18 protein-coding genes are annotated in these 18916 nt (G+C 46.2%); all 18 read left to right on the top strand.

The window, feature by feature from the left end; all coding sequences use genetic code 11:
* Window positions 1–3: 3 nt before the first annotated feature.
* The 18 genes from priA to AR1Y2_RS12660 all read left to right on the top strand — a co-directional run bounded on the left by priA (window position 4) and on the right by AR1Y2_RS12660 (window position 18908).
* On the top strand, window positions 4–2229 hold the full coding sequence (priA, locus tag AR1Y2_RS12745; protein WP_137329295.1) for a replication restart helicase PriA: 2226 nt from the start codon (window positions 4–6) through the stop codon (window positions 2227–2229).
* Window positions 2230–2258: 29 nt separating this feature from the next.
* A complete protein-coding gene (def, locus tag AR1Y2_RS12740; protein WP_137329294.1) occupies window positions 2259–2732 on the top strand; it encodes a peptide deformylase in 474 nt (157 codons plus the stop codon).
* A gap of 10 nt (window positions 2733–2742) precedes the next feature.
* Complete coding sequence (gene fmt, locus AR1Y2_RS12735; RefSeq protein ID WP_137329293.1) at window positions 2743–3672, top strand: methionyl-tRNA formyltransferase; 930 nt, start codon at window positions 2743–2745, stop codon at window positions 3670–3672.
* A 1-nt stretch (window position 3673) separates the two neighbouring features.
* Window positions 3674–5020 (top strand): 16S rRNA (cytosine(967)-C(5))-methyltransferase RsmB, encoded by a 1347-nt coding sequence (rsmB, locus tag AR1Y2_RS12730; protein WP_137329292.1) that lies wholly within the window; start codon window positions 3674–3676, stop codon window positions 5018–5020.
* Entirely contained in the window at window positions 5017–6081 is a 1065-nt protein-coding gene (rlmN, locus tag AR1Y2_RS12725) for a 23S rRNA (adenine(2503)-C(2))-methyltransferase RlmN (RefSeq protein WP_137329291.1), read from the top strand. Before rsmB ends, rlmN begins: the two co-directional genes overlap by 4 nt.
* Window position 6082: 1 nt before the next feature.
* Window positions 6083–6820 carry a Stp1/IreP family PP2C-type Ser/Thr phosphatase gene (locus AR1Y2_RS12720; protein WP_137329290.1) on the top strand — a complete coding sequence of 246 codons (738 nt, stop codon included), beginning with the start codon at window positions 6083–6085 and terminating at the stop codon, window positions 6818–6820.
* Window positions 6814–8604: a Stk1 family PASTA domain-containing Ser/Thr kinase gene (pknB, locus tag AR1Y2_RS12715; RefSeq protein WP_137329289.1), complete on the top strand. Its 1791-nt coding sequence runs from the start codon at window positions 6814–6816 to the stop codon at window positions 8602–8604. The genes AR1Y2_RS12720 and pknB overlap by 7 nt, the downstream gene beginning before the upstream one ends.
* Window positions 8605–8614: 10 nt before the next feature.
* Entirely contained in the window at window positions 8615–9490 is an 876-nt protein-coding gene (rsgA, locus tag AR1Y2_RS12710; protein WP_137329288.1) for a ribosome small subunit-dependent GTPase A, read from the top strand.
* On the top strand, window positions 9490–10125 hold the full coding sequence (locus AR1Y2_RS12705) for a thiamine diphosphokinase (protein WP_243118747.1): 636 nt from the start codon (window positions 9490–9492) through the stop codon (window positions 10123–10125). Before rsgA ends, AR1Y2_RS12705 begins: the two co-directional genes overlap by 1 nt.
* A 303-nt stretch (window positions 10126–10428) precedes the next feature.
* Window positions 10429–11073 carry an HAD family hydrolase gene (locus AR1Y2_RS12700; protein WP_137329286.1) on the top strand — a complete coding sequence of 215 codons (645 nt, stop codon included), beginning with the start codon at window positions 10429–10431 and terminating at the stop codon, window positions 11071–11073.
* Window positions 11074–11095: 22 nt separating this feature from the next.
* Entirely contained in the window at window positions 11096–11536 is a 441-nt protein-coding gene (locus AR1Y2_RS12695) for a hypothetical protein (protein ID WP_137329285.1), read from the top strand.
* Between the two features lie 32 nt (window positions 11537–11568).
* Entirely contained in the window at window positions 11569–12600 is a 1032-nt protein-coding gene (locus tag AR1Y2_RS12690; protein WP_243118746.1) for a hypothetical protein, read from the top strand.
* A gap of 359 nt (window positions 12601–12959) precedes the next feature.
* The gene (gene gatC / locus AR1Y2_RS12685; protein WP_137329283.1) at window positions 12960–13253 is read left to right on the top strand and encodes an Asp-tRNA(Asn)/Glu-tRNA(Gln) amidotransferase subunit GatC; all 294 of its coding nucleotides are present in this window, start codon (window positions 12960–12962) and stop codon (window positions 13251–13253) included.
* A 9-nt stretch (window positions 13254–13262) separates the two neighbouring features.
* Window positions 13263–14735, top strand: coding sequence for an Asp-tRNA(Asn)/Glu-tRNA(Gln) amidotransferase subunit GatA (gatA, locus tag AR1Y2_RS12680; RefSeq protein WP_137329282.1), 1473 nt, complete (start codon window positions 13263–13265; stop codon window positions 14733–14735).
* Window positions 14735–16174 carry an Asp-tRNA(Asn)/Glu-tRNA(Gln) amidotransferase subunit GatB gene (gene gatB, locus AR1Y2_RS12675; RefSeq protein WP_137329281.1) on the top strand — a complete coding sequence of 480 codons (1440 nt, stop codon included), beginning with the start codon at window positions 14735–14737 and terminating at the stop codon, window positions 16172–16174. Before gatA ends, gatB begins: the two co-directional genes overlap by 1 nt.
* A 335-nt stretch (window positions 16175–16509) precedes the next feature.
* Window positions 16510–17304 (top strand): HAD family hydrolase, encoded by a 795-nt coding sequence (locus AR1Y2_RS12670; protein ID WP_137329280.1) that lies wholly within the window; start codon window positions 16510–16512, stop codon window positions 17302–17304.
* Window positions 17305–17316: 12 nt separating this feature from the next.
* On the top strand, window positions 17317–18291 hold the full coding sequence (locus tag AR1Y2_RS12665) for a sugar-binding transcriptional regulator (protein WP_137329279.1): 975 nt from the start codon (window positions 17317–17319) through the stop codon (window positions 18289–18291).
* Between the two features lie 218 nt (window positions 18292–18509).
* Window positions 18510–18908: a transcriptional regulator GutM gene (locus AR1Y2_RS12660; RefSeq protein ID WP_137329278.1), complete on the top strand. Its 399-nt coding sequence runs from the start codon at window positions 18510–18512 to the stop codon at window positions 18906–18908.
* The last annotated feature ends 8 nt before the right edge of the window (window positions 18909–18916 follow it).

Below are 18916 nucleotides of genomic sequence, written 5' to 3'. Positions count from 1 at the left end.
TTTATGGGAACATTATACGCAGATATTATCATCAATATTTCGCATGAGGCACTAGATCGGGTATTTCAATATCGAGTGCCTTTTTCCTTATGTGACCAGATCCGGGTGGGCCAGTCGGTCCGTGTGCCGTTTGGCGCCGGAAACAGGGAGCAGAGGGGATATGTGGTCAGACTTTCCGACAGGGCAGATTACGATCCCAAAAAGATAAAAGAAATCCTTTCCATAGAGGAAGACAGCGTAGATGCAGAGTCCAGGATGATACAGCTTGCGTATTGGATCCGGGAAAACTATGGTTCCACCATGATCCAGGCGTTAAAGACGGTGCTCCCGGTGCAGGATAAGATGAAGCAGAAGGAAAAGAAGACTGTGAAGCTCTTGCTTTCCATGGAACATGCGCCTGCACAGCTGGATGAATATTTTGGAAAGCATTATGTGGCAAAAGCAAGGCTTCTGGCAGCACTTATGGATCATCAGGAACTTACCTGGGAATCTGTCATAAAGAACTTAAAGATCCCCAGGACAACGGTGGAAGGTATGGAAAAGGACGGAATTATCCGGGTGCAGCGTGAGCAGTTTTACAGAAATCCCAACCCGAAAGGTCTTCAGATAGAGGAGCCTCTGCCGCTGAATGAAGATCAGGAGAGACTGATACGGGAGTTCAAGGAAGACTATGCCTTGGGAGAGAGAAAGACTTATCTGCTTCATGGAGTTACGGGGAGCGGGAAAACGGAAGTCTACCTGGCGGCCATCGAGGAAGCCGTCAGAATGGGAAAACAGGCCATCGTGCTGATCCCTGAGATCGCACTGACCTATCAGACAGTCTGCCGTTTTACTAAAAGATTCGGGGAGCGGGTATCCATCTTGAACTCCAGGTTATCAAAGGGAGAAAAGTATGATCAGTGGCTCCGGGCTAAAAACGGAGAGATTGATATCATCATTGGACCGAGATCAGCGCTGTTTGTACCGTTTCCGAACCTGGGCTTGATCATCATTGATGAGGAACATGAGGGAAGCTATAAAAGTGAACAGACCCCCAAATACCACGCAAGGGAGGTGGCACTTCAAAAGGCAGAGATGGAGGACGCCGCAGTGATTTTAGGATCGGCAACACCGTCCCTTGAGAGCTATCAGAAAGCACTTGACGGGGAATATAGACTTTGGACGTTAAAACAGAGAGCAAAGGAAGCGGTTCTGCCGGATGTCTATATTGAGGATTTAAGGGAAGAATTAAAACAAGGAAACCGGAGCATGTTCAGCCGCAGGCTGTACGGGCTGATCGAAGACCGGCTCCAAAAGAAAGAACAGATCATGCTGTTTTTAAACCGCAGAGGTTATGCAGGATTTGTGTCCTGCAGAAGCTGCGGGACTGTCATGCAGTGTCCCCACTGTGATGTATCTCTCACATATCACAGGGATGGAAAACTCCGATGCCATTACTGCGGATATGAGGAGATCATGCCGGAGGCCTGTCCAGAGTGTAAAAGTCCGTTTATCGGGACCTTCGGCCTGGGCACCCAGAAAGTGGAAGCCGCCATCAAGAGAGAATTCCCTGAGGCAAGAGTGCTGCGGATGGACATGGACACCACAAAGAGAAAGCATAGCCATGAGAAGATCTTAAAATCATTTTCTGACGGTGAAGCGGACATTCTTGTGGGAACCCAGATGATTGTCAAGGGGCATGATTTTGCAGACGTAACGCTGGTAGGCATACTGGCGGCGGATCTGTCTCTGCACGCCAATGATTTCAGGGCGGCAGAACGGACCTTCCAGCTTCTGACTCAGGCGGCCGGCCGGGCCGGAAGAGGGGAAAAAGCCGGAGAGGTGGTGATTCAGACCTATTCTCCGGAACATTACTGTATCGTGACGGCGGCCGGCCAGGACTATGAAGAATTTTATCAGCAGGAGATTGCATACAGGACCATGCTTTGTTACCCGCCGGTCTGGCAGATGCTGACGGTTCTTCTTGCCGGACCGGATGAAGAAGTGTGCAGACAGACTGCGCAGCGTCTGGGCAGGGTCATAAAGAACTCCGGCATCCGTGTCATAGGGCCGGGGGAGGCATCCCTGTCCAAGGTCAATGACATTTACCGGCAGGTATTGTATGTAAAAGAAAAAGATTACCAGCAGCTCGTCAGGGTGAAAGAGCGGCTGGAACTGTGGATCGACAGGCAGGAGCTGCCGAAGGATCTTCATATCACATTCGACTTTAATCCGATGAGCAGTTATTAACATAGAACATTTGAGAAGGAGAAGTATCCATGGCAATCAGAAACATCAGAAAAATGGGGGATGATGTCCTCAGAAAATCATCAAAAGAGATCAAAGAAATGACACCCAGGCTTCAGACATTGGTAGATGACATGTTTGAGACCATGTATCAGGCTTACGGCGTAGGGCTTGCGGCGCCCCAGGTGGGGATACTGAAACGGCTTGTGGTCATTGACACATATGAAGGGCAGCCGCTGGTCCTGGTCAATCCAAAGATTATAGAAAAGGACGGGGAACAGATCGGAGATGAAGGCTGCTTAAGCTTACCTGGCAAGGTGGCAGTGGTAAAGCGCCCGAATCATGTGATCTGCGAAGCTCTGGACCGGGATATGAACCCGATTACCGTAGAAGGGGAAGGACTTCTGGCCAGGGCAATCTGCCATGAACTTGACCATTTGGACGGAGTTCTCTATCCAGATGTGGCGGAGGAAGCGGTGAGAGATGTAGAAGAGGAAGAAGAGTAAGGAGGGCACGATGAACGTTGTATTTATGGGAACGCCGGAATTTGCGGTGCCGACACTGGAGAAACTGATCGAAAACCACCATGTGATGGCAGTGGTCACACAGCCGGATAAGCAGAAAGGCAGAGGGAAAAAAGTATCCTTTCCGCCGGTGAAGGAGTCTGCAATGAAACATGGAATCCCTGTCCTGCAGCCTGTGAAGGCCAGAGATGAGGAATTTATCGATCATCTGGAAGAATTAAATCCAGATGTCATTGTTGTAGTGGCATACGGACAGATTCTGCCGGAACGGATTTTGAAGATCCCAGAATACGGCTGTATTAACGTGCACGGTTCCCTTCTTCCGAAATACCGGGGAGCTGGGCCGATTCAGTGGGCAGTCTTAAACGGGGAAAAAGAGACCGGGATCACAACCATGTATATGGAAAAAGGTCTGGATACGGGTGATATGATCGACAAAGCGGTCATTTCCCTGGATGAGAAGGAAACATCGGGAACTCTTCACGACAAGCTGATGGTGCTGGGAGCAGATCTGCTCATAGAGACATTAAACAAACTGGAAAACAAAACTGCAGTGAGAACAAAACAGACAGACGAGGACAGTACCTATGCCCCGATGTTGAGCAAAGAGATGGGGCGGATCGACTTTACAAAGACTGCGGACCAGATCGAGCAGTGGGTCAGGGGACTGAATCCATGGCCCAGCGCTTACACAGAGCTTGAGGGAAAGACAATGAAGATCTGGGATGCGGACACTGTTGATTATGACGGGGACGAGAGACCTGGCACAGTGGTAGAGGTGACAAAAAAGCAGATCGTCGTTGCCTGCGGTGAGAATGCACTGGCCCTCAATGAGATTCAGTTATCCGGAAAGAAACGGATGGCTGTCCAGGCATTTTTGGCAGGATCTAAAGTGGAAACCGGAACGGTGTTGGGAGAGTAATATGCAGAATCCAAGAGAATCAGCACTAGATGTTCTGATGAAGGTAGATAAAAAAGAGGCACTGTCCCACATTGCCATTGGAGAGACCCTTGAGAAGTACCAGTTCAGTGACAAAAAGGACCGGGCATTTTTTACCCGTCTCTGCCAGGGTACTCTGGAACGCCGGCTGACCATAGACTATGTGATCAACCAGTATTCCAAGATGAAAGTAAACAAACTGAAACCGCTGGTCCGGGCACTACTTCGTATGGGCGTTTACCAGATCCTGTATCTGGATCAGATTCCGGATTCCGCAGCCTGCAATGAATGTGTCAAGCTTGCGAAAAAAAGAGGCTTTTCAAAATTGTCAGGGTTTGTCAACGGGGTTCTAAGGACTGTTTCACGGCAGAAAGAGAACATAGTGTTTCCTTCCAGAGAAAAGGATGTTGTAAAATATCTGTCCGTTTCCTATTCCATGCCGGAGTGGATCGTCCGCCATTTTCTTTCCAATTATTCAGAGCAGGATACGGAGAATATCGTCCGCTCTTTTCTGGAACCTAAGAAGACGACGTTGTCCTGGATGGAGAGCAATGGATCCAGGGAGGAACTGGTGGATTCACTTAAGAGAGAAGACATCACGGTGAAAGACGGGGAACTGCTCCCTGAGGCCATATACATCACCCATTATGACTTTTTAAAACGCCTGTCTTCTTTCCGCCAGGGGCGATTTATCGTACAGGATGAGAGTTCGATGCTTGCGGGGAAGATCGCAGATGTAAAGGAAGGACAGGATATTCTTGACATGTGCAGCGCCCCGGGAGGAAAAGCACTGTATATGGCAGATAAACTGCATGGAACTGGCCAGGTCCTGGCCAGGGACCTGACAGAATATAAAGTGGAATTGCTGGAAGAAAATATGGAACGCACCGGGTTTCATAATATCAGATCCCAGGTATGGGATGCCCGGATCCTGGATGAAGATCTGAGAGAAAGCATGGATGTAGTACTATGTGATGTTCCATGTTCCGGTCTTGGCATCATGGGAAAAAAACATGACATCAAATACAATCTGGAAGAAAAGGTTTTGAAGGAATTAGTCAGCCTTCAGAGAGAGATATTGAAGACAGCGGTGGCCTATGTAAAACCAGGAGGTGTCCTGATATTTTCAACCTGTACCATCAATCCAAAAGAAAATGAAGATAATTACCGGTGGCTTGCAGCCCAGCCGGGGTTTGAGCCGGAGGACATTACTTCGCTGCTGCCGGAATATCTTAGGATTGAGACAGCAAAAGAAGGTTACATCCAGCTGCTTCCGGGGATTCATCCGTGCGACGGATTTTTTATAGGAAAACTTAGGAGAATGAAATGAAGGATCTAAAATCGATGACACTGGAAGAACTTGAACTGGCGCTTGAACAAGCAGGTGAAAAAAAGTTCAGGGCAAAGCAGATATTTGAATGGTTCCATAAAAGGCTGGCATCTTCCATGGATGAGATGAATAATCTTCCGAAAGCGCTGAAAGAAAAATTGCTTTGTCGGTATGAGGTTAGGGAGCTTAAGGCGGTGGAGACTTATGTCTCAAAGATTGACGGGACAAGAAAATATTTATTTCAGCTGGATGATGGGAATATCATAGAGAGTGTACTGATGAAATACAAACATGGTAACTCTGTCTGTATCTCCTCTCAGGCCGGGTGCAGAATGGGCTGCAGATTCTGTGCGTCTACTCTCGGAGGGCTGGACAGAGATCTTCTCCCTTCAGAGATGCTGGGACAGATTTATTACATTCAGAGGGACACGGGAGAACGGGTATCCAACGTGGTCGTTATGGGAACCGGAGAGCCTTTGGATAATTATGAGAACCTCTTAAGATTTATCAGGCTTTTGACCGATGAGAAGGGACTGAACCTGAGCCAGCGGAACTTAACAGTATCGACCTGCGGGCTGGTGCCCAAGATCCGGGAGCTGGCCGGCGAAAAGCTTCAGATGACACTGGCCATTTCCCTTCACGCTTCCAACGATGACATGAGAAAATCTCTCATGCCGGTGGCAAACCAGTATTCCATGGAGGAACTGCTTTCTGCTTGTAAATATTATTTTGAACAGACTGGACGTAGAATGACATTTGAGTATAGTCTTGTAGCAGGTGTGAATGACAGTCCGAAAAATGCCAGAGAATTGTGCCGTTTTTTAGGAGGCTTTCCATGCCATGTGAACCTGATCCCGGTCAATCCCATCAAGGAAAGAGATTTCCGCCAGTCAATGCCGGAATTTGTAAATGACTTCAAAAACATACTTGAAAAAAATCGTGTAAATGTTACCATAAGAAGAGAAATGGGCAGAGATATCAATGCTGCCTGTGGACAATTAAGAAGAAAAAAGCTGGATTCTGTGGATAAACAGGGAATCCAGATCAAAAAGGAGAACTAAGATGCAATCCGTTGGAACTTCTCACAGAGGAAAGGTACGGTCTGAAAACCAGGACACAATCTTTAACTCTGATGTACCTGTAGGTCAATTGGATAATTTGTATATCGTTGCAGACGGCATGGGAGGCCACAAAGCAGGAGGCTTTGCGTCTTCTTTGGCTGTCAGGCGTTTTGTGGAATTGATACGCGAGATTGAGAATTCTGATCCTATTGAGATCATGAAGGAAGCACTGCAGAAGGTCAGCAGCGAAATATTACTGAAATGCCAGGAAGAAGAATATGCAGGCATGGGAACAACTATGGTGGCAGCAACTGTGACAGAGGAAAGCATTTTTGTAATGAACATCGGAGACAGCCGGCTGTATTTCGCAGACCAGGATTTAGTACAGATCACCACGGACCATTCCTTTGTGGAGGAACTGGTGAAGGCCGGAGAGATCGAACGCGGACAGATGAGACAGCATCCAAAGAGAAATCTGATCACAAGAGCCATCGGTGCAGGCATAGAGTCTGTTCCGGATTTTTTTGAGCTGCCGAAGAAAAGCGGATATCTGCTTTTGTGCAGTGACGGCTTGACGAGTATGGTCGCAGATGACGAAATCAAGGAACTCCTGTTAGATCACAGTCAATTAGAAAATAAGGCAGCCCAGTTGGTGAACAGGGCCAACGAATATGGCGGCAAGGACAATATATCCCTGGTGATCGTAGCGCTGGGGGAGCGAGGTGAGATCACATGTTAGAAGCAGGAACCATTTTGGGAGGACGCTATGAAATCCTGAAAAAAATTGGTACTGGCGGAATGGCGGACGTATATATGGCAAAGTGCCATAAGCTGAACCGAAACGTTGCCATCAAAGTGTTAAAAAATGAATATGTAGATAACGAAAAGTTTTTGAAAAAGTTTCAGGTGGAGGCAGAGGCGGTCGCAAGACTGGCCCATCCGAACATTGTAAATGTATATGATGTCGGGCAGGAAGGCAGTGTCAATTATATCGTAATGGAACTGGCAGAGGGCATTACCCTGAAGGAATATATCAAGAAAAAAGGGCATCTCTCCGCAAAAGAAACGGTTGAGCTTTCGCTTCAGATCGCTTCAGCCATCGGGCACGCCCATGAACACCACACGATTCACAGGGACATTAAGCCGCAGAATATCCTGGTATCTGAATCCGGGCAGGTGAAGGTGACGGATTTTGGAATCGCAAAAGCGGCCAACTCCAATACCGTCACATCCACGGCCATCGGATCGGTCCACTATATCTCCCCGGAACAGGCAAAAGGAAAGTATTGTGATGAGAAAAGTGACATCTATTCTCTGGGAATCACAATGTATGAGATGGCCACAGGGCAGGTTCCATTTGATCACGAGAACGGCGTGACCATCGCGCTGATGCATCTGCAGAATGAGATTACTTCCCCGGGAGAGTTGATTGAAGACATCCCGGAAAGCCTGGAAAAAATCATTTTAAAATGTACGATGAAAAAGCCCGAAGACCGCTACCAGTCTGTCAATGAGCTGATGGAGGATCTTAGACTTGTATTTGAGGATACAAAAGGAAGCTATGTGGGCATGGCTCCGTTTGTGGATGATTCACCGACCCAGCTGCTGAACACAAAAGAGTTTATCAGGCAGGAGGAGCCGGAGGAAGACGAACCGCAAGAGGAATCCGGATTTGTGGAAGATGACGAGGAGGAAGAAGAAAGAGGGATGAACTCCAAGCTGGAAAAGCTAGTGGTAGTCCTGGCCGCAGTGGTCGGTGCCATCATCCTGATTTCTATTATTGTTCTGGTCATCAACAGTTCTGGTTTGTTCCGTTCTGGCGATAACGCCACAACGGAAAAGCTTACGACTACAGAGGAGAGTACCACAGAGAAACTGGTCAAGGTTCCTGTAGAAAATTATGTAGGCATGACTTACGATGCAGCACTTGCGTCCATCGGGGATGATTTGAAAGTGGAACGTAAGACTGAGGCTTCATCCTCCTATGAAGCTGGATATGTGATTCGGCAGAGTCTGGAGTCAGACCAGGAAGTGGAGGAAGGGACAACGATTGTATTGACTGTCAGCAGCGGGGAGAGCAAGGTTTCCGTACCGGATGTCCGGGGATACAGCCAGAAATCAGCTACAAAGATTTTGTCTGAACAGGGATTTAAGGTTTCAGTATCCACCAAGTTCAGTTCCAGTGTAAATGAGGGAGATGTGATCTCCCAGTCCCCGGGAGCGGGAAACAGGATCGCCAGGGGCGCAAAGGTGACGATCACGGTCAGCAAGGGAGAAGACAAAGTGGCGGTACCGGAGATCGTATTCAAGACCGTGGATGACGCAAAAGAGCTTTTGAACAATGAGGGATTAAAACTCATCGTGTCTTCACAGAAATACAACAGCACGGTGCCGGAGGGCTGCATTATAAGCCAGTCCCCGAAAGCCGGGAAGAAGGTGACCAAAGGCACGGGCATTGGTGTTGTCGTAAGCCTTGGTAAACAGCCGTCCACAGAAGATACTACAGGAGATACAGAGGAGTAAGGTCAAGTTCATGCAGGGAAGAATAATCAAAGGAATTGCAGGATTTTATTATGTCTACGCAGACGGCGGATTATATGAGTGCAAAGCGAAAGGTATTTTCAGGAACCGGAAGATGAAGCCTCTGGTAGGTGATGTGGTTGAGATCGAGGTACTGGATGAGGATAAAAAACTTGGGAATCTGACAGAGATCCTTCCGCGAAGGAACGAATTGATCCGTCCCGCCGTGGCAAACGTAGACCAGGCACTGGTGATCTTTGCGGCTAAAAACCCAAAACCCAATTACAATCTATTGGACCGATTTTTATTGATGATGGAAAAACAGCAGGTTCCTGCGGTGGTCTGTTTTAACAAGACAGATCTGGCCAGGGAAAGAGAACTGTCTGTGTTAACAGATGTTTACAAGGACTGCGGGTACAGGGTGATCTTTACCAGTGTTTCCGAGGAGACAGGACTTTCTGAGATAAGAGAGGCTGTGGAGCACAAGACGACTGTGCTGGCAGGTCCGTCAGGGGTAGGCAAATCTTCTATGATGAACCTTCTGTATCCACAGGCGGCTATGGAGACCGGAGAGGTCAGTGAAAAGATCAAAAGAGGAAAGCATACCACCAGACATTCTGAACTGATCCATGTGGAAGGTGACACGTTTGTGATGGATACTCCGGGATTCAGCTCCTTGTTTGTGGATATGTTTGAGGAAGATGAGATCAAGTATTACTTCAAGGAGTTCGAGCCATATGAAGGCAAGTGCAGATTTCAGGGATGCAGCCATACCCACGAGCCGGGATGCGGCGTCAAGGAAGCGCTGGAGCAGGGGAAAATCAGCCAGATCCGGTATGACAACTATGTACTCATCTATCATGAATTAAAAGAAAAGAGAAAATGGTAATGCATATATTAATTTTAACAGGCGGAGATTTAGACACAGTCTTCGCCCGTTCTTATATCCAGACACAGACATTTGACAAAATCATTACTGCGGACAGGGGACTTCTATACGCAGAACAGCTTGGGATCCAGCCGGATTTTATCCTTGGTGACTTTGACAGCTGCCCGGACGAGACGCTCAAACGGTTTAAAGAAGAAAATATCATGATCCTTCCCAGGGAAAAGGATGACACGGACACAGGGATTGCCATGGAACAGGCAGTCAGCATGGGAGCAGGGAAAGTCACTGTGCTGGGAAGCACCGGAACCAGACTGGATCATGTACTAGGAAATATGGGACAGCTTGTTTATGCTCTAAAGCATGGGGTGGAGGCATACATTGTGGATGCCCACAACCGTATCCGGGCCGTGGACCGCCCTTTGAAACTGGAAAAGAGAGAACAGTTTGGAGATTATATCTCCCTGATCCCTGTGGGCACGGTGACGGGAGTGACACTTCACGGTTTTTATTATCCCCTGAACAACGACACTCTTCTGTTCCAGGAAACATGGGGGATCAGTAATGAACTGGTGGATGAGACAGGGGTCATTGAAATGAAGGACGGTATCCTGCTGATTGTTGAGAGCAAAGACTGAGGCACACCGTATTTTATATCCTTCGGGTAGACGCACTGCGTGCGATAAGGTAAACATGTTCCACATGATTTCCGTTCGGCTCTTAGAATGCCTCACTCCAATCATGTGGAACATGAACGTAATGTTTTCTGGATAAAGAGGGCATATCGTGTCTTTTACCTGTCGGCTAGACGCATGGCGTGCGATAAGGTATACCCAGGAGGGCATCCCGCATTTTATACCCTTCGGGTGGACGCACTGCGTGCGATAAGGTATACTTTTGTTATATTGTTTTTTTGTTTTGATTAGGAGAGGGTAGATATCATGAAAAAAGGTTTGATCTTGGATATGGACGGCGTTATTGTGGACAGTGAAGTGGTGTACCTGAAGGCATTTAAGAAGTGGTTTCAAAAACATGGGATTGAAATGGAGTTGGCGGATTTTGAGAAGGTGATCGGTACTCCATATGCGGATGCCATTGATTATTTTATGGAGTTTTGGGGAGACAGGAGCAGCAGGGAAGAATTTGAGGAGAAGTTTACCCGCATGAAAGAAAGCATCACTTTTGACTATCGTGATATTCTGAATCCGGGAGTGGACGAGCTGCTTACATATTGCAGGGAGAGACAGATTAAGACAACACTGGCATCGGGTAATTCTATGGACTGTATTGAAAAAATGCTGGCTGACTGTGAGCTGGAAAAGCATTTTGATTTTGTGATCAGTGGAGAACGGCTTACTAGGAATAAGCCACATCCGGATGTTTATCTAAAGGCGATGGAGTACATGGGGCTGGAGCCGGAAGAGTGCATTACACTGGAAGATTCTCAGATCGGGATCAGGGCGTCCAAAAATGCAGGGATCTTTACAGTGGCAAAGGTGCCTGAGATGTACCGGTTAGAACAGGAAGAAGCTGATACAAAAGTAAATCATATAAAAGAAGTGATCTCGATGTTAAAAGACGCGTGATCCAGCATACAGAGGTGAAAAGATGGGTTTATATAAAAAATTAGAAAAAGTGTTGTGGGCGGTATTGATACTGATGTTTGTATTCAGCCTGGTGTTTGACTGGGTAAAAGACTTTGTTGGATCCAGCACTTCATTTACAGATGTGGCATTTGTTTTAACGATCATCAGTGGGGCTGCATTGCTGCTGGAGCGATTTCTGGTAGGCCCTGGAAGGGGCAAGAACTATACTGCCACTGAGTCATTTGCTCTGCTTTTAGTTTTTGTCTATATGTTTGTGATGATGTTTCAGGCAAAAGGGCTCTTGACTCTATCAATTCTGGGAAATGATCAGAGATCCCTGTGGATCCTTGCGCCGGCTTTGGCTCTTTTGTGGTTTACGAAGACCATCGCACCAGAAATTGAGCAAAAAGACAAAGAACGTATCGAAAAGCAAAAGAAGAAATTTAAAAATCGGGATAGATAACATAATATTTTTATCAGTCAGAGGGAATGAATATGAAATATGATAAATGCCCGGTCTGTCAAGAAAAATTAAAAAACGGCGTCTGTCCTATGTGCGGTTATGATTTTAAGCGGTTGGAGATCGGACAGAGGTTCGAAAGCACAAGGAATAGACCGGAGTACAGAGTAAGGCCAAATGTGGAGCCAAAGAGCTCCATGACAAAATATCATAAAAGGGCACACAGACAGTTCCGCACGGAAACGAAAAGGGGAAAAGGAAAGTTTATAAAATTTATCTTGAGCCTTGTAGTTATTTCCGGCATGGTATTAGATGTTGTAAGTGATAACGATATCGGAGAGATATTAAAAAAGGTTCAGATATTTGTGAACGATGATGGGATGGAAGAGCATACAAAAACAATGCCCGATTTTACATATGAAGATGCGGCCTATTCTTTGGAAAAAACCGGGAACAGTTTTTCTGTGAAGCTTTCTTCCGGCAGATATATCGTAGGATTGGACCTTCCGGAAGGAAACTATACAATGACTGGGGCAGGGGATGATTTAAACTTCTCAGCAATAAATGATGTACAGAATATCAGTATTTATGAACAGGTTACAAATAAGAAAACATTGGAAGCGGACCGGTTCTGCAAAGTGAAAAATGTCCGTCTTTATCAGGGTTCTTTAGTAGAAGTTTCGGGCAAGGGGCACATATCCTGCAAAACATCGGACGCCAATCTAAAAAAAATGGGAGAACCGAGGGATAATAGTCTGAGCCAAGAGGTGGAAGTCTTCGGGGTGATGACTGCAGGAAAAGATTTTCCGGCAGGTACTTATGATATCGTTGCGGTTAACGGAGAAGGTGAGATTGATTTTACTTTTGAACAAGACAAGGATGACGAATATGGGGCACACAGTGTTTGGCTCTCAGAAGATCCACAGGGGGAAGAGCCGGATAAATACGTGAATCTGGAACTTACAGAAGGAACGGAAATTGAAATTTTATCCGAAGGAGACCTGGAGGTAAAGCTTGTACCAAGCAAACGTATCAGACCTGAGAATGTACCTGTGTATGATTCGTGAAATGGACTTGATTCATAAATTCAACTGTGTTATGATTAAAAATCATAGTGGATAAAAGGCGATGAAAAAGACTCAAAGCAAAAAGAACTCTACAGGGAGGAAAAGCCAAAGACTGAAAGCTTTCCGGGGACACCTTGCGGCGGGAACACTTTGGAGCCGGACAGTCAAAATGCAGAATCTGCACTAGGCTGTCACGTGGTACGCGTTAAGTACGGAAATGAGAAGAAGTCAGGATAAGAATAGAGATCCTGGTTTTAAGACGGGTGGTACCGTGGGAAGATATTCCCGCCCCGAAGCATATTATGCTTTGGGGCGGGATTTTTGAGTTAACCCACTCTGGATAAAAAGGAGGAATTAAAATGGCAAATCACATCAGTGATGAAACAATCGAATATGTCGGGATCTTAGCAAAACTGGAGCTGTCCGGCGAAGAAAAGGAACAGGCGAAAAAGGATATGGAGAGTATGCTGGACTACGTTGATAAGCTGAATGAGCTGGACACCGATGGTGTTGAGCCGATGTCACATGTATTTCCGGTACACAATGTATTTAGAGAAGATGTTGTCACCAACGAAAATGACAGAGAAGAGATTCTTAAAAACGCACCAGAAAAGAAGGATGGAGCCTTTATGGTTCCAAAGACTGTAGAATAGGAGGAAACCATGGGAATTTTAGATTTAACAGCCCTGGAACTGGGCAGGAAAATAAAAGCAAAAGAGATTTCCGTCAGGGAGGCAACGCAGGCTGTTTTGGACCAGATCCGGGAAATAGAACCGACTGTCCACGGGTATGTATCTTATGATGAGGAGAGCGCCTTGAAAAGGGCCGATGAAGTACAGCAGAAAATCGATGACGGAATATTGACCGGGCCTCTGGCCGGTGTTCCGATGGCGGTGAAGGACAATATCTGTACAAAAGGATATGCCACCACATGTGCTTCCAAGATCCTTGAAAATTTTGTTCCCACTTATGCTGCACAGGCAGTGGAAAACCTCATAGACGCTGGGGCAGTCATCATTGGAAAGACCAACATGGATGAGTTTGCCATGGGAAGCACCACTGAGACTTCTGCCTTCGGACCGACAAAGAATCCATGGAATGAGGAACATGTGCCAGGAGGATCTTCCGGCGGTTCAGCTGCGGCGGTGGCAGCAGGAGAATGTTTTATGGCTCTTGGCTCTGACACGGGCGGATCTATCCGCCAGCCGGCTTCTTTTTGCGGAATTACAGGAATGAAACCAACTTATGGGACTATCTCCAGATATGGATTGATCGCTTACGGCTCCTCTCTGGATCAGATTGGACCGATGGCCAAAGATGTATCCGACTGTGCCGCTCTTCTGGAAGCAGTCTCATCTTATGATAAAAAAGATTCCACATCCATTGAGCGGGAAGAATATGATTTCACGCAAGCCCTGGTGGATGATGTAAGAGGAATGAAGATCGGAATCCCTAAGGATTATTTTGGAGACGGACTGGACCAGGAGGTCAGAGAAGCCGTTTTGAAAGCGGCAAAGACACTGGAGCAAAAAGGTGCAATGATCGAAGAGTTTGACCTGGGCCTTGTAGAATACGCCATTCCCGCATATTATGTCATCGCTGCGGCGGAGGCAAGCTCTAACCTGTCACGGTTTGACGGGATAAAATACGGATACAGAGCAAAAGGGACAGAAGGTCTTCATGATATGTATAAAAAGACCCGTTCGGAAGGATTCGGGCCGGAGGTCAAGAGAAGGATCATGCTTGGTTCCTTTGTGTTAAGTTCCGGGTATTATGATGCATATTATCTAAAAGCCTTGAGGACAAAAGCTCTGATCAAACAGGAGTTTGACAAAGCCTTTGCCTCCTATGACTTGATCTTAGGACCTGCGGCGCCGACAACCGCTCCGAAGCTGGGAGAGAGTCTCAGTGACCCGATCAAGATGTATTTGGGAGATATCTATACGATTTCTGCCAATTTAGCAGGCCTGCCGGGCATCAGTGTCCCATGCGGAAAGGACAGCAAAGGGCTGCCGATCGGACTGCAGCTTTTAGGAGACTGTTTCCAGGAAAAGAAACTGATCCGTGCGGCTTTCGCATATGAACAGACGAGAACTTATGAAGCACCGGAGATAACAAAAGGAGGTGTGCGGTAATGAGCAGACAATATGAGACTGTCATCGGTCTGGAAGTCCATGTGGAACTGGCGACGAAAACAAAGATTTTCTGTGGATGCAGCACAGAATTCGGCGGGGAGCCCAACACCCATACCTGTCCGGTATGCACCGGAATGCCAGGTTCTCTCCCTGTATTAAACAAACAGGTAGTGGAATACGCCATGGCTGTGGGACTGGCTACCAATTGTAAGATCACTCAGAACTGCAAGTTTGACCGTAAAAATTATTTTTATCCGGATAACCCGCAGAACTACCAGATCTCCCAGTTATATCTGCCAATCTGCCGGGACGGGCACGTGGAAATTGAGACAGACGGAGAAAAGAAATCCATTGGGATTCATGAGATCCATATGGAAGAGGATGCAGGAAAGCTGATCCACGATGAATGGGAGGACTGTTCTTTGGTTGATTATAACCGTTCCGGCGTACCGCTGATCGAGATCGTCTCTGAACCGGATATGCGTTCTGCCGACGAAGTTATCGCTTATCTGGAAAAATTGAGACTGATCATTCAGTATCTCGGAGCCTCTGACTGTAAACTTCAGGAAGGTTCTATGAGGGCTGACGTGAATCTCTCCATAAGAGAAGCGGGAGCCAAAGAATTCGGAACCAGGACGGAGATGAAAAACCTGAACTCTTTTAAAGCCATAAGGCGTGCAATTGAGGGAGAGACAGACCGTCAGATTGCCCTTTTAGAGGAAGGAAAAGAAGTGACCCAGGAGACAAGACGTTGGGACGATGCCAAAGAAAAATCCTACCCGATGCGCTCCAAGGAGGACGCCCAGGATTACCGTTATTTCCCTGACCCTGACCTGGCACCGGTTGTGATCAGTGATGAGTGGATCCAGACAATAAAAGATGCGCAGCCGGAGCTACGTGATGAAAAACGCAGCCGCTATAAGGAAACATACGGCCTGCCGGATTATGATATCGACATTCTCACTGGAAGCAAGCATTTGGCAGATATTTTTGAGGTAACGATCGCAGAAGGAGCCGAGGCAAAGGAAGTCTCCAACTGGCTGATGGGTGAGACAATGCGCCTGGTCAATGATTCAGAGATGGATCTGGAGGACATTTCTTTTGCACCGCAACATCTGGCAGATCTGATCGCCATGGTGAAGAGTAATGAGATCAACAGGAAAGTGGCAAAAGAAGTCTTTGAAAAAATCTTCAAAGAAGATGTGGATCCAAAGTCCTATGTAGAGGAAAACGGACTGAAATCTATGAATGATGAAGGAGCCATTAAGGGAACCATTGAACAGATCGTAAAGGAAAATCCGAAATCTGTGGAGGATTACAAAGCAGGAAAGAAAAAAGCCATTGGATTCCTCGTGGGACAGACCATGAGAGCAACCCAGGGCAAGGCAGATCCGGGTATCGTCAATAAGATACTGAAAGAGATTCTGGATAAACTATAATAAAAGAGAGGCTTTGGGCAGCTGCTGTCCAGAGCTTCTTTTGGATAAAAACACAAAATGTTAAGAAATATTTCATAAAATGGTTGAGATTTATGAAAGAGAAATCCGGTATGATAACGTTATAAGATAAAAACATAATAGATAAGTAAATCAGAAGGAGCGTTATCATGAAAGATTTCTATAGGTCAATGTTTCTGCTTTCCCTTGGAATTACACTGATTTTAGTCATACAGGTGCTGATGATGTAGAATACCGCTTGAAATGGGAATTAAAAGAAAGTACAATAGTATTGGTTAAGCTGTTGATTTTAATAAATAAGGAGAAGAGACCATACTATGAAACAATATAAAGGAGCGGTATTTTTTGATTATGACGGGACACTGGTGGATGAGGTAGATCATATTAAGACAGTCACGCCTAAGACCCTGGAGGCTGTCAAGAAGCTTCAGGACAACGGCTATGCGGCATTGCTCTGTTCCGGGCGGACCAAGCGTTTTTTGGAGGCTGACATCGAACATTTTGACGGTGCGGTCACCTGCAATGGGAGCTATGCGGAAGTTGACGGTGAAGTGCTGCGGGATATCTTTATTGAGGAGGACCTGCTGCACGAAGTCATAGACAAATATTTTGTCAGGGATACGATCATCCAGATGGATACCCAGGATGTCACCTACTACTTACATAACGATGAAGAGTTTTTTAAGTATTTCTGTCGGCTGTTCAGTCTTCCGATGGAGTGGTACGCACCGTGGAAGTACTGGAAGAAACAGCATATATCAAAGCTGACGATGAACTATAAGGCACCGGATGTGTTTGAAGACTTTAAGAAGGAGTACGCGGACACATTTGAATGTGCCAAGCATGTCCGGGAGAATTTCTTTGATATTACTTTAAAGGGTGTTACAAAGGGTGATGCGGTTGTCCAGGTGGCGAAGGATCTGGGGCTTTCCAGAGAGAACCTTTATGCATTCGGTGATTCGGACAACGATGTGGAGATGTTAAGAAACGTAGGAACCGGAATCGGTATGGGCCGCTGCAGCGATGCTGTCAGGGCTGTCGCAGATATGTTTACTCAGACAACAAAGGAAAACGGAATCTATAATGCGCTGGAAGGGTTAGAATTAATATAAAGGTGGAAGCGGATGAAGAAAATTGTTGATGATGACCGTCTGATTTATAAATGCTGTAACTTATACTATATGAAGAATAAGACCCAGGTGGAGATCTGCAACACACTGGGACTTTCCAGAGCCACGGTTTCCAGGATGCTGGCACTTGGAAGAGAGCAGGGGATTGTGAAGATTGAGGTCATTAATCCAATCAGTTACGATTACGGGGAACTGGAACAGAAGCTGGAGCAGAGATTTGGTCTGAAGGAAGCGATCATTGTGGAGAGTGAACCTCTGGATACAAGAGAAGAGCAGATGGACATGCTGTCTGAGGCAGCCTTTGATTATCTGAGCCATATTCTAAAAAATGATGATTATGTAGGAGTTACCATGGGTAGGACGCTGTCCCATATAGCCCATGTGGATAAAGGTTACGATAAGGGAAATAAACTTTTATTTGTGCCCCTTTACGGGGGTATTTCCCAGAAAAGGACGGAGAAGCGGGATGTCCAGTCCAACCGTATCGCTGTGGAATTTGCTGAGAAGTTCGGTGGGGACTATGTCCAGTTTCTCTCACCTGGGATTTTTTCCAGCAAAGAGGTCAAGGATATTTTTCTTCAAGAGGAAACGGTCAATTATATCTATGAGTATTTTTCTAAGCTGAGGATCGTGGTGATGGGGATCGGCATCCCGGAGGCAGGCGGTACCGCCCTCGTGGCCGAAGGGTATTTGTCGGAGAAGGAACTAAAAGATTTTGTTGAGATGGGTGCAGTGGGGGATGCTTCACTTTACTTTTACAATATCGAGGGCAATACACAGCCCTTTGATTCCTTTAACCAGAGAGTAGCAGGTATTTCCCAGGAACAGCTCAAAAGCATCGATATCAGGATTGGAGTGGCCGGAGGAATTGAAAAAGCAAAATCTGTCATCGGAGCAGTCAGATCCAAGAATATCAATGTCCTGATCACAGACTCAGAATGTGCAAGGCAGATGTTAAAAGAAGTGTGATATTCTAATTGAAAATAAGTTAACATAAAGGGACTTCCCGGATTAAAAAAATCCGGGAAGTTTTTTGTTTGTTATGAATAAAATTGTATTGAAAAAATGTATTAATATTTGAACAATAATATTTACTTATACATTATTCCAAAAATAATTATTGACTATGATTAAGTTGAGAGTTAAAATAACAATACAGAGAAAATGTTCAAAGAAAGGAGAGGAAAATGTCAAATCATGTAGTGATTCTTTTTGGAGTATTTCTGGTATTGTTTTTGCTCCAGTCGGCGGGCGGCTTTTTTCAGATTAAAGATTATGAGAAAGCTGTGCGGCGGGTGAACCAAAACGGAACGGTAGGAATCGGACAAAAAAGGGGGCGGCTGCTGTCCGGGGGACACATTGTCATTCTTGCATGCGGCGATGACGGAAGGATAACGGGAGGAGAAGCGATGGACGGTATCTCGTTTCTGGCCAGGTTCCATCCGGTTGCTGAGGTTTATCAGGTAAAATTGCTGGACCGGGATTTCCGGGAAGTGCTCTCTGAGCTCCGTGGTATGACGAAAAAAAAGCAGAAGTATTATAAAGGATACATACAGGCGCTGGAAGCATTAGAAATGAGAGGTTAAGGAGGAAC

The sequence above is a fragment of the Anaerostipes rhamnosivorans genome, from assembly GCF_005280655.1.
GTDB classification, from domain to species: domain Bacteria; phylum Bacillota; class Clostridia; order Lachnospirales; family Lachnospiraceae; genus Anaerostipes; species Anaerostipes rhamnosivorans.
Note: the sequence above shows the minus strand (reverse complement) of the source record. Positions and strands in the feature narration are given on the sequence as shown.

What these genes read in the sequence shown, in the direction of transcription:
- priA (WP_137329295.1), top strand. Translation starts at nt 4, where the DNA reads ATGGGAACATTATACGCAGATATTATCATCAATATTTCGCATGAGGCA.
- def (WP_137329294.1), top strand. Translation starts at nt 2,259, where the DNA reads ATGGCAATCAGAAACATCAGAAAAATGGGGGATGATGTCCTCAGAAAA.
- fmt (WP_137329293.1), top strand. Translation starts at nt 2,743, where the DNA reads ATGAACGTTGTATTTATGGGAACGCCGGAATTTGCGGTGCCGACACTG.
- rsmB (WP_137329292.1), top strand. Translation starts at nt 3,674, where the DNA reads ATGCAGAATCCAAGAGAATCAGCACTAGATGTTCTGATGAAGGTAGAT.
- rlmN (WP_137329291.1), top strand. Translation starts at nt 5,017, where the DNA reads ATGAAGGATCTAAAATCGATGACACTGGAAGAACTTGAACTGGCGCTT.
- AR1Y2_RS12720 (WP_137329290.1), top strand. Translation starts at nt 6,083, where the DNA reads ATGCAATCCGTTGGAACTTCTCACAGAGGAAAGGTACGGTCTGAAAAC.
- pknB (WP_137329289.1), top strand. Translation starts at nt 6,814, where the DNA reads ATGTTAGAAGCAGGAACCATTTTGGGAGGACGCTATGAAATCCTGAAA.
- rsgA (WP_137329288.1), top strand. Translation starts at nt 8,615, where the DNA reads ATGCAGGGAAGAATAATCAAAGGAATTGCAGGATTTTATTATGTCTAC.
- AR1Y2_RS12705 (WP_243118747.1), top strand. Translation starts at nt 9,490, where the DNA reads ATGCATATATTAATTTTAACAGGCGGAGATTTAGACACAGTCTTCGCC.
- AR1Y2_RS12700 (WP_137329286.1), top strand. Translation starts at nt 10,429, where the DNA reads ATGAAAAAAGGTTTGATCTTGGATATGGACGGCGTTATTGTGGACAGT.
- AR1Y2_RS12695 (WP_137329285.1), top strand. Translation starts at nt 11,096, where the DNA reads ATGGGTTTATATAAAAAATTAGAAAAAGTGTTGTGGGCGGTATTGATA.
- AR1Y2_RS12690 (WP_243118746.1), top strand. Translation starts at nt 11,569, where the DNA reads ATGAAATATGATAAATGCCCGGTCTGTCAAGAAAAATTAAAAAACGGC.
- gatC (WP_137329283.1), top strand. Translation starts at nt 12,960, where the DNA reads ATGGCAAATCACATCAGTGATGAAACAATCGAATATGTCGGGATCTTA.
- gatA (WP_137329282.1), top strand. Translation starts at nt 13,263, where the DNA reads ATGGGAATTTTAGATTTAACAGCCCTGGAACTGGGCAGGAAAATAAAA.
- gatB (WP_137329281.1), top strand. Translation starts at nt 14,735, where the DNA reads ATGAGCAGACAATATGAGACTGTCATCGGTCTGGAAGTCCATGTGGAA.
- AR1Y2_RS12670 (WP_137329280.1), top strand. Translation starts at nt 16,510, where the DNA reads ATGAAACAATATAAAGGAGCGGTATTTTTTGATTATGACGGGACACTG.
- AR1Y2_RS12665 (WP_137329279.1), top strand. Translation starts at nt 17,317, where the DNA reads ATGAAGAAAATTGTTGATGATGACCGTCTGATTTATAAATGCTGTAAC.
- AR1Y2_RS12660 (WP_137329278.1), top strand. Translation starts at nt 18,510, where the DNA reads ATGTCAAATCATGTAGTGATTCTTTTTGGAGTATTTCTGGTATTGTTT.